This window comes from Janthinobacterium sp. P210005 (assembly GCF_036231865.1).
In the GTDB taxonomy this organism is placed as follows: domain Bacteria; phylum Pseudomonadota; class Gammaproteobacteria; order Burkholderiales; family Burkholderiaceae_D; genus Janthinobacterium; species Janthinobacterium kumbetense.
The window spans coordinates 121456-141169 of sequence record NZ_JAZARC010000005.1 but is presented as its reverse complement, the minus strand read 5'-3'; the positions used below and the strand labels follow the sequence as shown (position 1 = coordinate 141169).

Genomic DNA, 19714 nt, shown 5'->3' with positions numbered 1-19714 from the left:
TTGCGGGAGGGCTTGACGGCCCGCCCGCGTGCATGCGATATTCTCATCATGATTTCTTCCATCTTCCCTCCAGTCCTTGCATACCGCCGCGCCGCCGCTGCGCTGTGTCCGTGTACCTGGCTTCGTGAGGATGCGGCCCGGCGCCGTTAAACTTTTACTCCTCATTCCGATGGCCACAGTGTTGAAAAACCTGTGGCCATTTTCTTTTTCCGCAACGCGCATGAAAGCCCCGCATGACACTTCATTTGTACGATACGTATAGCCGCAGCCTGCGTCCGTTCGATCCCATCGCCCCGGGCCAGGCGGGCCTGTACGCCTGCGGCCCCACCGTCTACGACTACGCGCACATCGGCAACCTGCGCACCTATCTGTTTGTCGACGGCTTGCGCCGTGCGCTCGAATTCAACGGTTTGCGGGTGCGCCACGTGATGAATATCACGGACGTGGGCCATCTGACGTCGGATGCGGACAGCGGCGACGACAAGATCGAGGCCCGCAGCGCCCGCAGCGGCAAGTCCGCCTGGGATATCGCCGCCGAATTCACCCGCGCGTTCGAGGGCGATCTGCGCCAGCTCAATATCCTGCCGCCCACCGTCTGGTGCCGCGCCACCGACCACATTGCGGAGCAGATCGCATTCATTCTCGACCTGGAAGCGAAGGGCTATACCTACCGCACGGACGACGGCATCTATTTCGATACGACGCGCCAGGACAGCTATGGGAAACTGGCACGCCTGAACCGCGACGGCCTGCAGGCAGGGAAGAGGGTAGACCTGGGCGAGAAGCGCGATATCTGCGACTTCGCGCTGTGGAAGTTCAGCGGCGTGCCGGGCCAGCGCCAGATGGAATGGGACAGTCCGTGGGGCCTGGGTTTCCCTGGCTGGCATATCGAATGCTCGGCCATGGCGGAAAAACACCTGGGCGCGTATTTCGACATCCATTGCGGCGGCGAAGACCATGTGGCCGTCCACCACAGCAACGAGATCGCGCAAACGGAAGCGCGCCATGGCACGCGCCTGGCGAATTTCTGGCTGCATGGTGCCTTCCTGAAAACGCAGGACGCGAAGATGTCGAAGTCGTCGGGTGACTTTTTACGTTTGCACAGCCTGGTGGAGCAGGGCGTCGATCGGCTGGCCTACCGCTACCTGTGCCTGGGCGCCCATTACCGCAGCAGCCTCAATTTCACGGACGATGCCTTGCGCGCCGCTGCCAGCGGCCTGGCGCGCTTGCGCTCTACCGTGCATGGCCTGGGTGCTGCGGACGGCGAGGCCGATCCCGCGTGGCATGAGCGCTTCATGAGCTGCATCAACGATGACTTGAATTACCCGCGCGCGCTGGCCGTGGCCTGGGAGCTGCTGAAAAGCGGGCTGCCCGACGCCGTGAAAAAGGCCACGATGGCCCGCTTCGATACGGCCCTGGGGCTGGACTTGCTGGCCTGGCAGCCGGCGCAGGTGGAAGTGCCGCAGCAGGTGCAGGCGTGGATGGCGGAACGGGCTGCCGCCCGCCTGGAGCGCCAGTGGGCCGAGGCGGACCGCTTGCGCGCACTGGCGCGCGCGGCCGGCTATGAGATCGACGATACGCCGCAGGGGCAACAGGCGCGGCCTTTGTGAAGATGTCCTGCATAATGGCCGCCTGATGAAACTGGAGATGCCGTGAAGCGTCGTTTGCTGCTATTGAGTTGTTGCCTTGCCTTGTCTAACTCCGTCCAGGCGGCCAGCGCCTGCCCCGGTTTTCCCGCGCTGGCTACATCGAGCGAGGCGCTGCTGGCGCAAGTGCGCGCACTGCCGCCCGTCGGCGTCGACCGCGAACGGCAGGCGTGTGCGCCTGCGACCGTCATCGATTTCGCCTACAGCGGCGGAGTGCTGTGCAGTTTTGGTGGTGAGGTCGAGGCGGCGACGGCCGCCGTCACGCGCCTGGCGGACGGCGGCGAACTGGTCGAGTACCTGTATCTGTTCCCGTATGCGCCGGCCTCGCACGCGCGCTTGCTGGCGCTGCTGGCCGCGCGTTTTAATCAAGTCGACAAGGCGGCCTGGCCGGCCTTCCTGCAGGGGGCCAGGCCAGGCAAGGAAACCACGGCCCTGTTCACCGACGGCGCTTACTATATTTCGCTGGGCAAGCCCACCGAAGGCGATCCGGCCGCATGGTATTCGAATGTGATCTTTGAAAAGGTGGATAAACCTGCGCTGGGCGTGCGTAAAGTGTGCCAGGAGGGGCGCGATGCTTGAAGCAGGCGCCTTTCCGGCGGCATTGGCCGGCACTGTGGCGCAGCTGCTGCCCGCACTGGGGAGCAGCCAGGCACACCCGCCATTTGCCGTATGCCAGGATGGCGAGGCCTTGCTGATCCCGATGCGCACGTATTACGACCGCCAGCGATTGCTGGCCTGTACGCAGCTGCCCGGCGACGCGGGCGTGATCGCCCTGTGCCTGGGCACGCGCCATCACGATGGCCATCTGCGCGAAGCGTGTTTAAAACAGCTGTTGCTGCAGGAGCGGGCGTGGACGGTGCCGTTCGTCGTGCACCTGTGCGGTGAATACGTGCTGGAGATCGTCGAGAGAATCGGGGCGGCGCTGCCGGCCTGGAATGCGCAGGCGCTGGCGCGCTACCTGCGGGAGAACCCCGCGTATGTGGATACGCTGCAGCGGCGCGCCGTCAGCTACTGGAACTGCTACTACCGCCATCAATATCCCGTGTGGGACGGTTATCCGGGACGCAGGGCCATGGCGGCCCTGCGGGCATTACAGCGGCTTACGCCTCGATAAAGCGCATCTTGAAGCTGCGGCCCTTGATGTTGCCGAAGTCGCGGCCCAGCGTATTGCCTGCGTTCAGGCGCTTGAAGGCCGCTTCGGCCACCTTGCGGTCGAGCGCCACGTAGGTCATGAACTCGAACACGTTGATCTTGCCCACTTGCTCCTTGGTGAGGCCCGCGTCGCCCGTCAGCGCGCCCAGCAGGTCGCCCGGGCGCAGCTTGTCCTTCTTGCCGCCCATGATGCACAGGGTGACCATCGGCGCCGGCAGCGCCTCCATCCCGTCATCTTCCGCCAGTTCCTTCAGGTCGTGCCATTCGGCGGCGCTGTTCTGGTACTGCTCGATCAGCTTGACCCATTTTTTCTCGTTCGGCGCGCACAGCGACAGGGCCAGGCCCTTCTTGCTGCCGCGGCCCGTGCGGCCGATGCGGTGGATGTGCACTTCCGTGTCCTTCGACACGTCGACGTTGATCACGGCGCCCAGGTCGGAAATATCGAGGCCGCGCGCGGCGACGTCGGTGGCCACCAGCACGGAGCAGCTGCGGTTGGCGAACAGCACGAGGATTTCATCGCGCTCGCGCTGTTCCAGCTCGCCGTACAGTGCCAGCGCGGAAAAGCCTTGCTGGCGCAGTTCTTCGGCCAGTTCCCGGCAATGCACCTTGGTGTTGCAGAAGGCCAGCGTCGATTCCGGCTTGAAGTGCTTCAACAGCTTGCCGACGGCGCTATTGCGCTCGTCGAAGCCGATTTCATAGAAGCGCTGCTCGATCTTGTCGTTGTCATGCTGCGCCTCGACCGTCACTTCCAGCGGATTGACGAGGAACGACGCCGTGGCGCGGCGGATGTCTTCCGGATACGTGGCCGAGAACAGCAAGGTCTGGCGGCGCGCCGGGCAGGCGCTGACGATGCCGGCGATTTCCTCGTAAAAGCCCATGTCCGTCATGCGGTCCGCTTCATCGAGCACCAGCGTCTGCACGTGATTCAGGTTGATGGTGCCGCGGCCCAGGTGGTCGCGCAGGCGGCCCGGCGTGCCGACGACGATGTGGGCGCCGTGTTCCAGCGAGGCGATTTGCGGGCGCATCGGCGCGCCGCCCGTCAGGGTCAGGATCTTGATGTTGCCGGCCGCGCGGGCCAGGCGCCGCAATTCATTGGCCACCTGGTCGGCCAGTTCGCGCGTCGGGCACAGCACCAGGCCTTGCACGGCAAACCAGGCCGGATTGAGCTTGTGCAGGATGCCGATGCCGAAGGCGGCCGTCTTGCCGCTGCCTGTTTTCGCCTGCGCGATCAGGTCGCGGCCATCGAGCACCGCCGGCAGGCTTTGCGCCTGGATGGTGGTCATCTCGTGGTAGCCGAGCGAGTCCAGGTTGGCCAGGAAGGCGGGCGTCAGCGGCAGGCTGGTAAAGGAAGTGGTGGTGTCAGTGGTGGTGTTCATAGGGGCGGAGCCGGTAAAAAGCGGGTGGATGGGCACAGTCTACAGGCGTTCTACGCCCTTGTGCGGATGGTGGTGTGGAAGCCGGCGGCAAACGGCCGCCGGCATGGGGTGTTAATTGTCTGGCGCCCAGATGGGCAAGCCGGTCAGATCGAGGCCGGCGTCGCGCGTCCACACGGGCAGGCCCGTGGCATCGGTCGGCTCCAACAATTCGAGCTGCACCTGCTTCAAGGCCACCTTGCGCGCGCGCGTGCGGCGCTGCGGTTCCGGCGCCGGCTCTGGCGCCTCGGGCGCTGGCGGCGGGCCGAAGCCGGGCAAGTCGATGGTGGCGTTGTCTTTTTTATCTCTCATTTGCTAACCTCTGTCCCTGGCTTGCGATGGCCAGGGGGCGGGCAAGGTGCTGCCCGCCTATGTCTATACGCTTTAACTTCATCCACAAAACAAAAGCCCGGCTACTGGAGTCGGGCTCATTGTTGGGATAACCTGCAGGAAAACTTGTCCTGCGGATTTAAGTGCGGCACGCAGTGTATCACAGGCGTGCCGCACTGTGTGGGGCTTAGCGGAAGCTCAGCGCACCCGTCAGGTCGCCCGGCGGCAGCGCGCCGCGTGACGCGAACGCGTCATTACGCACCTTCAGGCCTTCGAGCAGCGGCAAGTCGTGCAGGCGCGTGATCAGGCGCAGGATCGACGTCGTGTCATAAAAACTGTGATCGACGGCGCCTTTCTTCGCGTACGGCGAGACGACGATGGCGGGAATGCGCGTGCCCGGCCCCCAGCGGTCGCCCTTCGGCGGCGCCACGTGGTCCCACCAGCCGCCGTTTTCATCGAACGTGATCACCACGATCATGTCTTTCCACTGCGGCGATTCCTTCAGATGCTGGATGACGTTGGCCACGTGCTGGTCGCCCGACTCGATATCCGAATAACCGGCATGCAGGTTCAGATTGCCCTGCGGCTTGTAGAAGGTCACGGCCGGCAGCTTGCCCGCCACGGCCGCGGCGAGGAATTTGTTCGAGATCGGGCTGTCGCCCGTGCCGCCGTCGCGCAGGTGTTCGGCGCGCGCGGCCGTGCCGGGGGCGAACTGCTTGAAATAGTTCAGCGGCTGGTGGTGGAACTGGAAGTTCGGCTTGCTGCCGCCGCCCTTGTGGTCGAGCGCCGCTTGCCAGCCGCCGCCATACCAGGCCCAGCTGACGCCCTTGCGCGACAGCAGGTCGCCGATGGTGTCGTAGGTTTGCGGCGGCAGGGTATTCGCGTCGGCCGGGTCGGCATGCAGCGGGTCGCCGTCGAAGGCCGGGCGGATGTAGCTCGGTTGATATGGCGGCGCCATGGTGTTGACGGCATAGCCGTCCGGCGTGAGGGCGCCGTCGTTCACGTATTTCGGCTTGCCGTCCAGCGCGGAGGCGGGGCAGTCGGGCGAGATCGCCAGGCGCACGCCTTGCGGGCCGTCGGACAGCACGGCGATCTTTTTCTTCGCCGCCGTCTCGGAAGCATTGAAATATTCGTTGGCGCGGCCCGTCACGAGGAACTGGTGGTTCATGTAGGAGCCGCCGAAGGCCGCCATGAAGAAGTTGTCGCACAAGGTGTACTGTTCGGCGATCTGCCACAGGTTCAGGTTTTTCGACGTTTCGCCGTAATGGCCCATCACCAGGCCGCCGCTGTCGGCCCACGCGGCAAAGCCGTCGTTCTTGCCGCCGTTGATCTGCATCTGATTGTTATAGAAACGGTGCACGAGGTCGCGCGTGATGATGCTCTCGGGCAGGGGCTTGCCGGCCGCGTCGCTCAATTTGTAGGGCGCGTTGGGCAGGCCGGAAATCTGGTCTTCCTTGATCAGGTAATCGATGCCGCCAATATTCTGCTGGTTCGGCACCAGGCCGCCCCAGATCTTCGGCAGGGTGGCCAGCGGCTTGCCGTCGCGGTCCAGCTGCTGCGCCTGTTCGGCCGTGACGGCGGACAGGGGCGCGCTGGTGCCGGGGAAGTTGGCGAACAGGTTGTTGAAACTGCGGTTTTCCAGGTAGATCACGACCACGTTCTTGACGTGCGCCTTGAGTTTCGCGTCGAGCGAACCCTTGGCGATGGTCTTCCTGGCTGGCGCGGCGTCGGCCAGCGCGGGCAGGCTGGCGGCCAGGCCGACTGCGGAAGCGGCCTGGAAAATGCGCCGGCGCGAGGGATTGGCGGGTTGGTCGGCCGGATCGGCTGGCAGGGCGGGGGCGAGGTCCTTCACACATTCTCCTTGGGTGGCACGGGCCATGGTCTGTGCCCGTGAAGCGGAAAATTGTATCACCGGCCCCTCGATAGTGTGAAATATTCGCCCCCCTTCAGCGCATCAGAACTGGTAGCGCACGGTCAACGCCACCTTGCGCGCCGGACCATGCATGCCCGACAACCACCAGTCCGACACGGAAGCCGTGTACTGCTTGTCGAACAGGTTGGCCACGTTGACGGTGGCCGACAGCTTGTCGCTGACGTCGTAGCGCGCCATCAGGCTGGCCACCGAGTACGCCTTCTGTTCCCAGTGCAGGATGCGCTCGACCTGCCACGCATCGATGTCGGAATACACGCGGCTTTGCCAGTTCATGCCGCCGCCCACCGTCAGGCGCTTGAATTCGCCGGGCAGGCGGTAAGTGGTCCACAGTTTCACCAGGTGGCGCGGGAAGGTGGTCAGGATGCTCTTGCCCGTATTGTCTTCCGTCTGGCTGTACGACCACGAGGCCGAGATGTTCCAGTCCGGCGTCAGGGCGCCCGTCGCTTCCAGATCCACGCCCTGGGTCCTGGCGCCCTTGATGGCGCGGTTGGCGGAAATCTTTGTGCCAGGCACGTAATAACCTGGATCCGATTCGGCCAGGTTGTCCTGGCGGATCTGGTACAGCGCGGCAGCCGTGTTCAGGCGGCCATCGAGCCAGCCGCTCTTGACGCCCGCTTCCAGGGTCTTGCCTTCGCGTGGCGCCAGCAGCTTGCCGTAGCGGTCTTGCGATGCTTGCGGCTGATAGATGGTGGAATAACTGGCGTAGGCGCTGTGCGTGCCGTCGATGTCGAACACCAGGCCGCCATATGGCGTGAAGACGCGGCTCTCCGACGCTGGCGATGTACTGTAAAACTGGTCGGAAGGCACGCCAAAAATGTAATTCTCGCTGTAGCGCAGCACCTTGGCGCCAGCGATCAGTTTCAGGCGCTCGGAGAGATTGAGGCGCGTGGCGGCATACGCGCTGGCCTGGCGGCGCGTGCTGTCGTAGGGAGTGCTGGTGCTGCCAAACACGGGCGTCGCCGTGCGATTCCAGCGGTACAGGTTGACAGGCGTGCGCTCGATGCCGTTGTCGAAACGTGCATCCGTCGTGCTTTGAAATTCGTTGTAGTCCATGCCCAGCACCAGTTCGTGCTGGCGGCCGAATGCGCTGAACGGTCCGCGCACGTTGACGTCCACGCTGTTGACCTGGAGCTGGTAGTCGCGGTAGTCGGCGTTCAGGCGCAGGCCATCGCCCGTGGTCTGGTCGGGCAAGCCGCCGCTGACGTTCAGGTAGACGGAGCGCTCTTCCTGCGACGACTGCACGCGGTTGGCCGAGATTTTCAGCTTCCAGTCGTTCGCCAGCGCGTGTTCCACAGTGGCGAAGACGTCGGTCGAATTGGTGTCGAAGCGATTCGACGTGGCCGCCGGGCTGAAGGAGCGGGGCAGGTTCGTCATGCTGCCATTGCTGTAGAACAGGGGAAAGCCCAGGTAGGACAGGGATCCGTTCGAGCGCTTGCGCTGGTGCGTGACGCCGGCCGTCAGTTTCGTGTCGGCGGACAGGTCCGCCTCGAGCACGCCGTAGACCACTTTCTTGTCGCGGCTGTAGCCGTCGACGATGCTGTCGCCTTCCTCGTACACCGTCACCAGGCGGCCGCGCACCGTGCCCGCGTCGTTGAGCGGGCCGGCAACGTCGGCCATGGCGCGCCGCTCATCGTGGGAGCCCAGCTCGCCCTCGACGGAGGCCTGGAATTGCGCCGTCGGCTTCTTGCGCACCATGTTGATGGCGCCCGAGGCATCGCCCGCGCCCGTCATCAGGCCCGAGGCGCCGCGCAGCACTTCGATGCGGTCGTACAGCGCCATGTCGGCCAGGCTTTGCGACGGTATCGCATCGAGGCCCAGGTTTTCCGAATGCGTGCTGACGCCATCGAGCTGGTAATTGGTGATCGAATAGCCGCGCGAAGTAAAGCCCGTGCGTTCGCTGCCCAGCGAATACAGCGTGATGCCCGGCGTTTGCGCCATCACTTGCGCAATCGTGCTCAAGCCCTGGTCCTGCATGCGCTGCTGCGTGATGACGCTGACCGACTGCGGCGTTTCCCGGATCGACAGGCCCAGTGGCGTGGCCGTGGCGATCGGCAGGGTGGAGACATACGCGCCCGAGCCTTCGGTGGCATCCTGCTGCGCCTTGACCGACACTTCCGGCATCATCGACAGCGCTTCGCCACCCGCCGCGGCATCGGCCGGGCGCAGCACATAGCTGCCGTTGGCGCTGCGCTCGGCCTTCAGGCCCGTGCCGCGCAGCACGCCGTTCAGGGCGGCCAGCACGTCGTGGCGGCCGCTCAAGCCGGCCGACGTCTTGCCGCGCGTCTGCTCCGGCGTGAAGCTGAGGATGACCCGCGACTGGCTGGCGACCTGGCGCAGCGCCGTCGCCAGGTCGCCGGCCGGCACCTGGAAGTCGAGGCTGGCCGCTGGCGCTGCTGCGCTTTCCTGCGCCAGGGCTGGCGCCTGGGCGTTCAGCAGCAAGGCCGAACCGATGAAGACGAGTTGGATGGCATACGCCATGCGCTTGATGCGCGGCTTGGAGTGAATGGCAAGAGACATGGTTACCTTGTGGTGTAGTCGTCAAAAAGGACGTTGCCTACACAGGTCACGCGAGAAACGGAAACGGGTACCTTTTTTTGCGTCGGCCTCAAAATAAATGGTCAGCGCTGCTGGCGCGCTTCCACCTGCACCCAGTAGCGCGTGCGCAGGCGCACGTCCACCGGCAGGGAGTCGGGCAGCGACAGCAGCACGGCGTCCAGGTCGGCCAGCGGGAAGACGCCGGAAATGCGCAGGCCGGCGACGGCGTCGTCGCAGCCCAGCAAGCCGTGGCGGTAGCGGCTCAGTTCATGCAGGAAGTCGCGCAGCGGCATGGCGTCGGCCAGCAGCAAGCCCTGGCGCCAGGCCCAGATGTCGGGCGAAATGGCGTGCGCGGGCAAGACCTGCTGCGCCGTCATGCCGCCGCCCTGGCCAGCGCGGAGGAGCAGATTGCCATCGCCCTGGCGCGGCAGCAGCCGGACGGCGCCTTCTTCGACGGCGACCTCGGTGCTGCCGTCCGCCTGGCGCACCGAGTAGCGCGTGCCCAGCGCCTGCGCGCGGCCGTGCGCCGTTTCGACGAGGAAGGGGCGGTAGGGCATGCCCGTTTCGCGGGCGGTGGCGATGAAGACTTCGCCCTGCACCAGTTGCAGCAGGCGCTGCGCACCCGTGTAGCGGATGTTGACGGCGCTGCCGCTGTTCAGGTGCAAGCGGGTGCCGTCGGGCAGGGTCAGCTCGCGGCGTTCGCCCACGCCGGTGGACAGGTCGGCCAGCGCGGCGCGGGCAAAGTCGGGCGCGTATTCCGACTGCGCGCCGAACCAGCCCGTGAGGCCGATGGTCGATGCCCACGCCAGCAACCGCAGGCTGCTGCGCCGCGAGACCGGGAGCGAGGTGGGGCGTTGCTGCAGCGCCTTGCGGCTTGCCTGCGCATCGAGTTCCCGCAAGCCGCCGCTGACGCTTTCGATGTGCTGCCACGCGCGTTCATGGTCGGGGTGTGCCTGGCGCCACTGCTGCCAGGCCGTTTTTTCCGCCGGCGTGGTGGCACCGCTCATCAGGGTGGCCAGCCATTCGGCCGCCTGCATGGCGATGGCCAGGTCGATGGGCTGGCCCTGGGCGTAGACGGTGGCGCCGCGCATCTCAGGGCGCGGCAAAATCGGGCACGGCAAAAAAGCACAGCAGGTTGGCCTTGCTCAGGTATTTTTTGACGGAATGCGTGGTGGTATCCAGTTCGGCGGCGATCTCGGCATAGGTCATGCCGTCCAGGTGGGCCAGCAGGAAGGCGGCCCTGGCCTTGGCGGAAAGCTGGTCCAGCGCGCGGTCGACCAGTTGCAGCGATTCGAGCAGGAGGGACATCGCTTCCGGCGACGGCGTGCAGGCATGCGGCTGGTGCAGCAGGGCGTCGAGGTAGGCCCGTTCGAGCGCTTCGCGCCGGCAGTGGTTGGCCAGCAGGCGTTTGGCGATGGTAGCCAGGAAAGGGCGCGGCTGCGCGATCCCGGCACTGCTGCGCGCAACGAAGATCTTCAGGAAGGTATCCTGCGCCAGGTCGCCCGCCAGCCCCGCATCGTGCAGGCGGCGCTTCAGCCAATGCAGCAGCCAGGAGTGGTGTTCGGCATACAGCGACTGGAAATCGGACGGCGGGGAAGGGGCGGACAGCATGCGTACGGGATGGCTTAATCTAAATGAGAATTGTTCTCATAATAACGTAGCGGCGCCCGCCAGGCAATCGGGAAAACGCGGCGTTGCTGAAATGCGACTGCGCGCCAAGTCGTGTGCGGCGGTGGATTTGCGCCCGCGCACGGCAGATGTAAAAGTTTCCTTGGCGCAAGCTTTCATGTGAGAAAATGCGGGCTGTCGATGTGGTGCGGAGCGAAAAATGATGTGGATGGTTGGCGGTGCCCTGGTTCTCCTGGTCGCCCGATTCTTATGGTTGGCCTTTTTCCACCGGGTTAACGCGATGTCGCGCCAGGCGGAACTGATGAACTGGCTCGACATCGGCCGGGTGTCGAATGCCGATGGCGGCAAGGATATTCTGTTGGCGAGAAATGAGCGCGGCGCCCGGATCGACTGGCGCACGGGCGAGGTCTGGCTGATGAATCCCAAGGTGGCCGAGCCGTTTGCCGATTTCCTCGCCGTCGAACGCTGGCTGACCCTGCGCGACATGCCGCCGGCGGACAAGCCGGCCGCGGCCGCGCCTGCACCTGCGGAGCCGGAACCCGACGCGGCGCCGGACGCCGGCCCCGTGCGCGATACCTTGCCGGCCTTCCAGCAAAAGGTCGATGCGTGCCTGGCCAAGGCGGAAGGCGGCCAGGAATTGCTGGAAACGAAGCAGGCGTTCGAGGCGGGCAGCGAGCCTTACCTCGAAGCATCGACGGAATTGAGCAAGACGGCGCTGGAGCTGGAAGTGTCGCCGGCGATGGTGGCCACGTTTCATATCAGCGCCTTTGCCGCGCTGGCCGAAACGGCGGGTGCCGACAAGCTGGAACGGGTGGCGGCCAGCCTGCATGCGGCGGCCAGGCAGATCAGGGCCAGCGTCGCCGCGTGAGCGGGCCAGACCTGGAATGAAAAAACCGCTGAATCCCTTGCAGGAGTCAGCGGTTTTTATGTATTGGTTGCGGGGACAGGATTTGAACCTGTGACCTTCGGGTTATGAGCCCGACGAGCTGCCAGACTGCTCCACCCCGCAGGCGAATTATAACCGAGTTTGTTGCATTGCGAAAGAGCGGAGCGCAACCGGGGGCATTTGCCTTGCATGATGGTCGCGGGCATAGCGCGCCGCCATGGAAAAAGCCGCCGATCCTTTGCAGGAATCAGCGGCTTTCAAATATTGGTTGCGGGGACAGGATTTGAACCTGTGACCTTCGGGTTATGAGCCCGACGAGCTGCCAGACTGCTCCACCCCGCAGGCGAATTATAGCGGGGTTTGCTGCAATGCGCAATGGCCGGGTTTCAGACCCTCGATTATGCCGCCGCCAGGCGCCACAGCGACGTGACTTCCTGCGAGCGGGCCGCGTGCAGGCTGTCCGTCGCATCCTGGGCGCGCGGGTGCGTGGGTTTCACGTCCAGGCGGTCGACGACTTTCAAGCCCGCTTGCGCTATCCATTCGAGCAATTGCGCGCGCGGGCGCAAGCCCAGGTGCTCGGCCAGGTCGGACAAAATCAGCCAGCCTTCGCCGCTTGGCTCCAGGTGGTCGGCCAGGCCGGCGAGGAAACCGCGCAGCATGCGGCTGTCCGGATCGTAGACGGCATATTCGATCGGCGAACTTGGGCGGGCCGGCAGCCAGGGCGGATTGCACACGACGAGCGGCGCGCGGCCGGCGGGGAACAGGTCGGCCTGCACGACGTCGACCTTGCCCTGCAAATCGAGGCGGGCCAGGTTTTCGCGCGCGCAGGACAGGGCGCGCGGGTCCTGGTCGGTGGCGACGATGCGTTCGATGCCGCGCTGCGCCAGCACGGCGGCCAGCACGCCCGTGCCCGTGCCGATATCGAAGGCCAGCTTGGCGCGCGCGGGCAGCGGCGCATCGGCCACCAGGCCCACGTACTCGCCGCGGATGGGCGCGAACACGCCGTAATGCGGATGGATGCGCTTGCCCAGGGCCGGCAGTTCCACGCCCGTGCGGCGCCATTCGTGCGCGCCGATCAGGCCCAGCAGCTCGCGCAAGGAGGCGACGAACGGCTCCTCGCCGCGGCCATACGCTTCATTGCAAGCCAGTTTCACGTCCGGCGCGCGGCGCAGCGGAATCGTGTAGTCGGCGTCGAAAGGCAGCAGCAGCATGGCCAGGGTGCGGGCGCGCTGCGACTGGGCCTGGCGGTGCAAATGGAAGGCTTCCGTGGCAGTCGGTTCGGGTTTCGCCAGCTTGGCGGCCTTGGCCTTCTTGCTTGGCTTGTCGTTTTTGTGGTCGGCGCGCCGCGCCAGCGCCTGCAGCAGCTGGCGCGCGTTCTGGAAGTCGCCGCGCCACAGCATGGCCGTGCCTTCGCAGGCCAGGCGGTAAGCCTGGTCGGCCGTCGTGCGGTCGTCGGCGATGACGACGCGCTTGGGCGGCGGCATGCCGCTTTCCGAGCGCCAGCGGGCCGAATGCTCGGCGCCGTTTTCGCTCCAGTGGATCTGCGGGTGGACGGTAGGTGAAGAAGTGTCGGACATGGGATTCAATCGATAGAAGGGGGCGCGCGGCATGGTCGCCTGCGCAGGCCGTCTTCCATTATACGTCGCCGGCCGTGCTGTTTGCCGTGTCCGTGCCATAGGCGAGTGCCAGCGCACGGGCGCGCGCCTGCTCTTCCGGCGTGGTTTCCACGGCTTTCCTGCCGACTTTGGCGGTCTCGGTGGCATGGTCCGGCTGCACCAGCTTGAGCAAACGCAAGCTCAGGCTGCCCGCCAGGTCGCCATCCTTGCCGCTGGCGCTGGCGCCATCGGATGTGCCCTGATGGAGATTGCTTTGCAATTGCTGGCCCAGCAGCTTGAACAGGTCGTGCAGATTGCCGCCGAAGTGCGTGGCGGGCAACTCCCTGGCGGGCAGGCTGGCGTCGTCGGCGGAGCTGGCTTTTTCGTCGGCTTCTTCGTCTGTTTCTTGCGTTTGCTCAAGGACGCCCGCGCTGATGTTCGATTGATATTGCACTTCCACTTCGAAGTCGAAGGTCTGGCCATCGGCCGTCGTGATCTTGCCCTTGCCGATGAAATGCGCGTTTTCATCGAGGCTGAAGGCGGCCGCGCGGCTGCTGCCGTTGGCGCCCGAGACGCTGGCGTTGCCACTGCTGAAGCTGGAACCGGCCTGCAGGTCGACGGAATCGAAAGCGACCGTGGCGCCGTCGCCGAACAGCTGGCGCGTCATGGTGGAGAGAAAATCCTGCGCCACGTCGACGGTCGCGTTGCCCAGCGCATCGGTCCGTTGCGACAATCCCTTGGCCGACAGGTCCAGGCCATTTTTCGACAGCGCCACCACGTCTTGCGCCGTGCGCTGCATCAGGGGCGAAGCGGCCAGGCCGGACGCGCCGGCGCCTGCTTTTGGCGGCGCCTGTCCTGCCAGGGGATTGGCGGCGGGCTGGCGCGAGCCGGAAAGGAGGGCGGGGAGCTGGGACATGGTCGGTTTAAATGGGGAAGATAGGCGAATTAACGGCAATATCGCCCCATTCTTTAACCATTAGTGGTGGTGCGACCAGCTACCGTCTGCCGATTCCAGGTAGGACTTGACGGCATCGGCCTGGCCCGTGGCGTGACGCTTGAGTTCGCCGCATGCGCAAATGCCCTGATACGGCTGGATATGCGAGCAGGCGGAGACTTTTTGCAGGTAAACCTGCATGGATTTGTGACATTTTACGCACTTGAAGGTGAGGCTGCGGGCGGCTTTCATGGGGTTCCTTGAACTGTTGCGGGGCGTAGAGTTCGTCTACGCGAAGGCGGCGATTTTAACGCACTCCGGCCACCGTTACACGTTGTTGCATCTGCGCCACGCGTACGTCAACTGAATCCGCGCCGTGACGTTGAACGTATATAGGAGGTCGTCTGACCGCCATTGAAGAGGTAGCACCATGGACAAGCGTGACAAGGAAAAGCCTGTACAGCCCGCCAAGGAGCTGGTGAGAAAATGGTTGAAAGCGGAGCTGGAACAGCGCCGGCCCCCGCCCGACCCCGAGCAGATTCGCCGCGAACTGGGCTGGGATTTGCTCAGACTGGGACGCGAACCGCTGGCGCGCTGACGCCCTTGCGTTAGCGCACCGTCACCACGCTCTTGCCGCCGGACCCAGGCTGCACGAGGATGCGGGTGGCGATGCGCTCCGTCATTTCCTGCACGTGCGAGATGACGCCCACCTTGCGTCCCATCGCTTGCAAGCCGTCGAGCGCATCCATGGCCACGCGCAGGGTTTCCGTGTCCAGGCTGCCGAAGCCCTCGTCGATGAACAGCGATTCCACGCGCACCCGGTTCGAGGATAGCGAGGCCAGGCCCAGCGCCAGGGCCAGCGAAACGAGGAACGATTCGCCGCCCGACAGCGAGTGCACGGAGCGCAGCTCACCGCCCATGTCCTGGTCGCGCACCATCAGGCCCAGCGACGGGTTGTTCGGGTTGTCGATGCGTTCCAGCTGGTAGCGGCGCGCCAGGTGGTTCAGGTGCGCGTTGGCATAGCCGAGCAGCACTTCCAGCGTGAATTGCTGCGCGTAGTTGCGGAATTTCTTGCCGTCGGCCGAGCCGATCAGTTCATTCAGGCTGGCCCAGCGCCGTTCGATCACGGCTTGCGCCTCGATCTGCGCCAGCATCGCTTGCGCGCTGTGGCGCCTGGCGTCGTCCTGCGCGATGGCCAGGCGCAGTCGCGTCGCTTCCTGGTTGGCCGCCTGGCGTTCGGCGCCCAGCGCGTCCAGCGCCGCCTGCAGTACGGCCTCGTCCATTTCCAGCGCTTCCGGCGGCTGCTGCACGTGCGCGGCCAGTTGCTGCCGGCGCTCGGCCAGCACGGAAACGGCCGCCGTGTGGCGGTCGGCGATTACTTGCAGGGCGTCGCGCTCGGCGCGCATGGCGTCCATGGAGATGGCCAGGCGCGCGCGCAGCTCGTCGAGCGTGTCGGGCGCGTGGCCGGAGTGACGCTGCCGGAATTGCTGCAGCCAGTCGTGCAGGGCGACGGTGGCGCTGTGCTCCTGTTCGCGCAGGGCGGCCAGGCGCTGCGCCAGCTGCGCGCACGCTTCGTCGAGGCGCGTGCGCTGCGCGCTGGCCGCTTGGGCCGCCGCCTGCTGCTGCGCCAGCTGGTCTTTGGCCTGCGCGATGGCCGCCGCCAGGCTGCGTTCCACCTCGGCCACGCTCTGGCCCTGCCACAGCGCGTTGCGCTCCGCTTGCAGTGCCGTGCGCTGTTTGTCGGCGGCGGCAAAGGCGGCGTGGGACTCCTGCGCCGTTTGCCGTGCCTTGCCGGCGGCCAGCTGCGCCGCTTCCAGCTGCGCGGCCAGGGTCGCCAGCGCGTGGCCGCGCTGGTCCTGGTCCGCCTGCTGTTTCAGCCATTGCCGGCTTTCCGTTTCGCGCGCCGCGCGGAAGGCGGCGGGGCCGGCGCGCCAGCTGTCTTTCCAGCCTTCGGCGCCTTCCACGTCGGCAAACGCGGCATCGAGCTGCGCCAGCAAGCCGTCAAGCGCGCCGCGCGACGTTTCCGCCTTGTCCAGACCGGCCGCCTGCTGTGCCTGCAATTGCGCCAGACGCGTCTGCGTTTCGGCGACGGCGCTAGTGCAGCGCGCGTGTTCGGCGCCGGCCAGTTCGTGCGCCGCCTGCGCTTGCTCGCGCCGCGCGCCGGCCTGGCGCAGCGCCGCCTCCTGCTGCGCCAGCGCTTGCAGGGCTGCCGCATTGGCCGTCAGCTGCTGCGCGAACCAGTCCGCGCGCTGGCTTGCCGGCGGCAGTTGCAGGGTGTCCGCATGCGGCTGCCATTGCGCGTTCAAGCTGTCGATGGCGGGCGGCAGGACGGCCAGTTCCGCATCCGTCTGCGCCTGTTCGCGCGCGGTCGCGGCCAGCGCCGCCTTGTGCGTGGCCAGCCGCTCCAGATTGCTGCGCGCCTGCGCGCGGCAAGCCAGTACCTCATCCTGCAAGCTGGCCAGCATCGCCTGCAGGGCGTCATCGGCGTGGCTGTACGGGTGTTCCAGCGCGCCGCAGACGGGGCAGGGCTGCTCGTCCTGCAAGGTGGCGCGCAACTGCTCCACGCTGGCCGCGCATGCCGCTTCCGCCCCTTTCAAGGATTTTTCCGCCTGCGCCAGGGCCGCTTCCAGCAGCGCCGTTTGTGCCGCCTGCGCCGCCAGCGCCGTCGTTTCCGTTTGTGCGGCCTGCGCCAGTTGCGCCGCCCTTGCTTGTCCGTGCGCCAGCTCCTGCTGCTTGCGCGCCAGCTCCGTCCACGTTTTTTCCGCCGCGTTCAACTGGCGCGCATGCTCTTCCAGCTGGCCGCGCTGTTGCTGCAGCAGCTGACCATCGATGGCTTGCACGGCGCACTGCGCCTCGCGCCGCTGCGCATCGTGCGCGGCGAGTGTGGCGGCGGCCGCCGTCAACGCGGCCTGTGCCTCCTGGCCCGCGGCGCATGCCGCGCGCACCAGCTGCGCCGCGTCGGCCGCTCTGGCGTCGGCCGCATCGGCTTGCGCGGCCGCCTGGCCGGCCTGGGCGAACAACTGGTCCGACAATTGCCATGACGCGGCCAGCGCTTGCCAGTGCTGGTGCGACGCCAGCCACAGGCGGCCCGTTTCCTGCTCCGCCTGCATGGCGTGCTGGTGCTGCTGCAGCTCGTGCAAGGTGGCGCGGGCCGTTTCGTTGGCCTGGTCCGCCGCCAGTGCGCCGTCCTGCGCCTGGCGGTGCGCGGGCAAGTGTGCCGCAATGCCGGCATCGAGCGCCTTGGCTTGATCGAGCCGGGGTGCCGCGTCGCGCTGCGCCGCTTCCCTGGCCAGCAAGGCCGCTGACGCCTGCTGCACGCTGGCAGCCAGTTGCGCCTCGCCGGCCACGGCTTGCGCCGCCTGCGCGCGCGATGTTTCCAGCGCGGCGCCGGTGCTGGCGATCTCGCCGGCCAGGCGCGCCACGTCGTCGATCAGGGGCCGCGCCGGCTGCAGCAATTCCCACTGCGCCAGCGCCGCGCGGCGCTCTTCGGCAGCGGCCCGTTCTGCATCCGCGCTATCGAGTGCCTCTTGCGCTGCCGTCGCCTGGCTTTGCAGCTTGTGCGTCTCCTGGTGCCAGCGCTGCTGCAGTTCCAGCACCGCCTTGCGCAGGTCGAGGGTATGCAGGGTGGTCTCGGCCGCGCTGCACAGCGCCTCGGTCTCGGCGCGCTCTTCCGGCGACAAGGGCCGCTGGTCGGCCAGTTTTTCGCCCAGGCGTTCGAGAACCTGCTTTTCTTTCTTTGCCCGTTCGAAGGCGCGCATGGAAATGTCGGTATAGATGCTGCTGCCCGTCAGGGTTTCCAGCAACTCTCCCCGTTCATTGTCTTCCGTCTTGAGGAAGGTGGAAAACTCGTTTTGCGCCAGCAGCACGGCGCGCGTAAACTGGTCGAACGACAGGCCGATGCGCTTCTCTATTTCTTCCTTGACTTCCGTCTTGGTGCCGCCGATGGGTTGCAGCGCGGGCAACTGGTGCAAGCTCATGGCGGTCGCCTGCAGCGCGCCTTCGGCCCTGGTGCGCGAGCGGCGCACGCTCCAGCGCGCGCGGTAGCTGGCACCGTCGTTGCCGACGAAGTCCACTTGCGCGTAGCCGTCCGGCGTGCCGCGCCGCAGCAGGGTGCGCGTATCCTGGGCGTTGACGGTTTCCTTGCCCACGTCGGGCAGGGCGCTGCCCCGGCCCAGCACCTTCAGCAGGCGCGGCGTGGCGTCGTACAGGGCCAGGCACAGCGCGTCGAGCAGGGTGCTCTTGCCCGCGCCCGTGGGGCCGCTGATGGCGAACAGGCCGGAAGACGCGAGCGGCTCCTGCTGGAAGTCGACTTCAAATTCGCCGGCCAGCGAGGCCAGGTTCTTGCCGCTGATTTTCAGTATTTTCATGGTTCTTCAGGTGCGCTCAAGCGCCAGGCAGCAGCAGTTCGGCCAGCGCCGACAGTTGTTCGGGCGGCGCGGGCCGGCCGTATTTTTGCAGGTACAGGCGGCGGAAGATGTCATCGGGCTGCAGCTGGCCCAACTGGTCGAGCGTCATGTTCTCGGGCGCGCTGCTGCGCGCGGCGCTCGACGTTTCGATCTTCGCCAGCCGCACGGGTTTGCCGTCCAGCGCCGTTTCGATGCGCGTGCGCAGGCCCGGTTCCGGCGCATCGAGGCGCACGCGCACTTCCAGGAAGGGCTGCGCTTCCGGTGGCGCTGCGGGCACGTCGAGGGCGGCCAGCTGCGCCAGCACTTCGGCAATCGGCGCCGGCGTGGCGGGCACGCGCAAGAGCGGCACGGCGCGCGGCACCTCGATGGCGCGTACCTCGCGCAGCTGCTCGCCGTCGATGTCCAGGCACAGCACCTGGTGGCGATAATTGACTTCGGCGAAGGACAGGGGAATCGGGCTGCCGCAGTAGCGGATATGCTGCTGGCCGCCCACGGCTTGCGCCTTGTGCAGGTGGCCCAGCGCCGCATACGCGATGGCGGCGTCAAAAATCCCCGACGGCAGCATCTCCGTGCCGCCGATGACGATGCGGCGTTCGGAATCGTTCGACATTTCGCCGCCCACCATGTGGCAGTGGCCCATGGCAAGGATGGCTTGTCCGGGCTGGCGGCGCGCCAGCGCCAGGTCCGCCAGCTGGCGGTACAGCAGGGCGATGCCGCCCAGGTAGGCATCCTGGGTATCGCCGGCCGGCAGCTTCGGCACGTCGCCGGGGCGCAAAAAGGGCACGGCCAGGCACCAGGCCTGGACTTGCCCATCGGAGCCGGTGAGCGGCAGCAGCAGGCGTTCCAGGTCGATCTGGCCATCTTCGCCGCGCAGCAGGTGGCCGATCACATGCGTGCCATGCGCTGCCAGCAGGGGGGCGGGTGCTTCCAGGCGGCCGGCCGAATCGTGGTTGCCGGCGACGACGACCAGCTGCAGCGCGGGCAGGCGCGCGCGCGCCTGCTGCAGGAAGACGTACAGCTGCTTTTGCGAGGCGGCGGACGGGTTGGCGTTGTCGAACACGTCGCCCGCCACCAGCAGCACGTCGACTTGTTCTGCCACGAGCGTGTCGAGCAGCCAGTCGAGGAAGCGCTGGTGTTCGTAGCCCCGTTCATAATTGTGCAGGGTCTGGCCCAGATGCCAGTCGGAAGTGTGCAGCAGGCGCATGGTGGGGCCAGGGTAGGGAAGACAGGCGCCAATATAGCAGGAATGGCGCCTG

Annotated in this window: 16 protein-coding genes and 2 tRNA genes; 5 read left to right on the top strand and 13 right to left on the bottom strand. The window is 66.3% G+C overall.

Going from position 1 to position 19714, the window contains the following annotated elements; translation table 11 throughout:
* Positions 1–233 precede the first annotated feature (233 nt).
* The 3 genes from cysS to VPH40_RS19825 all read left to right on the top strand — a co-directional run bounded on the left by cysS (position 234) and on the right by VPH40_RS19825 (position 2760).
* Complete coding sequence (cysS, locus tag VPH40_RS19835) at positions 234–1610, top strand: cysteine--tRNA ligase (protein WP_328574303.1); 1377 nt, start codon at positions 234–236, stop codon at positions 1608–1610.
* An 81-nt stretch (positions 1611–1691) separates the two neighbouring features.
* On the top strand, positions 1692–2225 hold the full coding sequence (locus tag VPH40_RS19830; RefSeq protein WP_328574302.1) for a hypothetical protein: 534 nt from the start codon (positions 1692–1694) through the stop codon (positions 2223–2225).
* Complete coding sequence (locus VPH40_RS19825; RefSeq protein WP_328574301.1) at positions 2218–2760, top strand: hypothetical protein; 543 nt, start codon at positions 2218–2220, stop codon at positions 2758–2760. The genes VPH40_RS19830 and VPH40_RS19825 overlap by 8 nt, the downstream gene beginning before the upstream one ends.
* Here the strand turns inward: VPH40_RS19825 and dbpA are convergent.
* The 6 genes from dbpA to VPH40_RS19795 all read right to left on the bottom strand — a co-directional run bounded on the left by dbpA (position 2747) and on the right by VPH40_RS19795 (position 10619).
* Positions 2747–4174 (bottom strand): ATP-dependent RNA helicase DbpA, encoded by a 1428-nt coding sequence (dbpA, locus tag VPH40_RS19820; protein WP_328574300.1) that lies wholly within the window; start codon positions 4172–4174, stop codon positions 2747–2749. The genes VPH40_RS19825 and dbpA overlap by 14 nt on opposite strands.
* Positions 4175–4285: 111 nt before the next feature.
* Positions 4286–4522, bottom strand: a complete 237-nt coding sequence (locus VPH40_RS19815) for a hypothetical protein (RefSeq protein ID WP_251351821.1) — start codon at positions 4520–4522, stop codon at positions 4286–4288.
* 205 nt (positions 4523–4727) lie between these two features.
* Complete coding sequence (locus VPH40_RS19810; protein ID WP_257218671.1) at positions 4728–6419, bottom strand: acid phosphatase; 1692 nt, start codon at positions 6417–6419, stop codon at positions 4728–4730.
* Positions 6420–6494: 75 nt separating this feature from the next.
* Positions 6495–8990, bottom strand: a complete 2496-nt coding sequence (locus VPH40_RS19805) for a TonB-dependent siderophore receptor (protein ID WP_328574299.1) — start codon at positions 8988–8990, stop codon at positions 6495–6497.
* A gap of 101 nt (positions 8991–9091) precedes the next feature.
* Positions 9092–10099, bottom strand: coding sequence for a FecR domain-containing protein (locus VPH40_RS19800; protein WP_328574298.1), 1008 nt, complete (start codon positions 10097–10099; stop codon positions 9092–9094).
* A 1-nt stretch (position 10100) separates the two neighbouring features.
* A complete protein-coding gene (locus tag VPH40_RS19795; RefSeq protein WP_328574297.1) occupies positions 10101–10619 on the bottom strand; it encodes a sigma-70 family RNA polymerase sigma factor in 519 nt (172 codons plus the stop codon).
* A gap of 319 nt (positions 10620–10938) precedes the next feature.
* Here VPH40_RS19795 and VPH40_RS19790 point away from each other — a divergent pair, with 319 nt between their 5' ends.
* The gene (locus tag VPH40_RS19790; protein WP_305053377.1) at positions 10939–11505 is read left to right on the top strand and encodes a hypothetical protein; all 567 of its coding nucleotides are present in this window, start codon (positions 10939–10941) and stop codon (positions 11503–11505) included.
* A gap of 64 nt (positions 11506–11569) precedes the next feature.
* On the opposite strand, the gene VPH40_RS19785 is transcribed toward VPH40_RS19790, so the two are convergent.
* From VPH40_RS19785 to VPH40_RS19765, 5 genes are all read right to left on the bottom strand, one after another.
* A tRNA-Met gene (locus tag VPH40_RS19785) sits at positions 11570–11646 on the bottom strand.
* 142 nt (positions 11647–11788) lie between these two features.
* A tRNA-Met gene (locus VPH40_RS19780) sits at positions 11789–11865 on the bottom strand.
* Positions 11866–11921: 56 nt separating this feature from the next.
* Positions 11922–13100 (bottom strand): class I SAM-dependent methyltransferase, encoded by a 1179-nt coding sequence (locus tag VPH40_RS19775; RefSeq protein ID WP_328574296.1) that lies wholly within the window; start codon positions 13098–13100, stop codon positions 11922–11924.
* Positions 13101–13158: 58 nt separating this feature from the next.
* Positions 13159–14034, bottom strand: coding sequence for a hypothetical protein (locus VPH40_RS19770; RefSeq protein ID WP_328574295.1), 876 nt, complete (start codon positions 14032–14034; stop codon positions 13159–13161).
* 60 nt (positions 14035–14094) lie between these two features.
* A complete protein-coding gene (locus tag VPH40_RS19765) occupies positions 14095–14304 on the bottom strand; it encodes a hypothetical protein (RefSeq protein WP_034755039.1) in 210 nt (69 codons plus the stop codon).
* A gap of 178 nt (positions 14305–14482) precedes the next feature.
* On the opposite strand from VPH40_RS19765, the gene VPH40_RS19760 reads away from it, so the two are divergent.
* On the top strand, positions 14483–14650 hold the full coding sequence (locus VPH40_RS19760) for a hypothetical protein (protein WP_171984974.1): 168 nt from the start codon (positions 14483–14485) through the stop codon (positions 14648–14650).
* A gap of 10 nt (positions 14651–14660) precedes the next feature.
* On the opposite strand, the gene VPH40_RS19755 is transcribed toward VPH40_RS19760, so the two are convergent.
* Both VPH40_RS19755 and VPH40_RS19750 read right to left on the bottom strand, forming a co-directional pair.
* The gene (locus VPH40_RS19755) at positions 14661–18419 is read right to left on the bottom strand and encodes an AAA family ATPase (RefSeq protein WP_328574294.1); all 3759 of its coding nucleotides are present in this window, start codon (positions 18417–18419) and stop codon (positions 14661–14663) included.
* Positions 18420–18435: 16 nt separating this feature from the next.
* Positions 18436–19662: an exonuclease SbcCD subunit D C-terminal domain-containing protein gene (locus tag VPH40_RS19750; protein WP_328574293.1), complete on the bottom strand. Its 1227-nt coding sequence runs from the start codon at positions 19660–19662 to the stop codon at positions 18436–18438.
* Between the last annotated feature and the right edge of the window lie 52 nt (positions 19663–19714).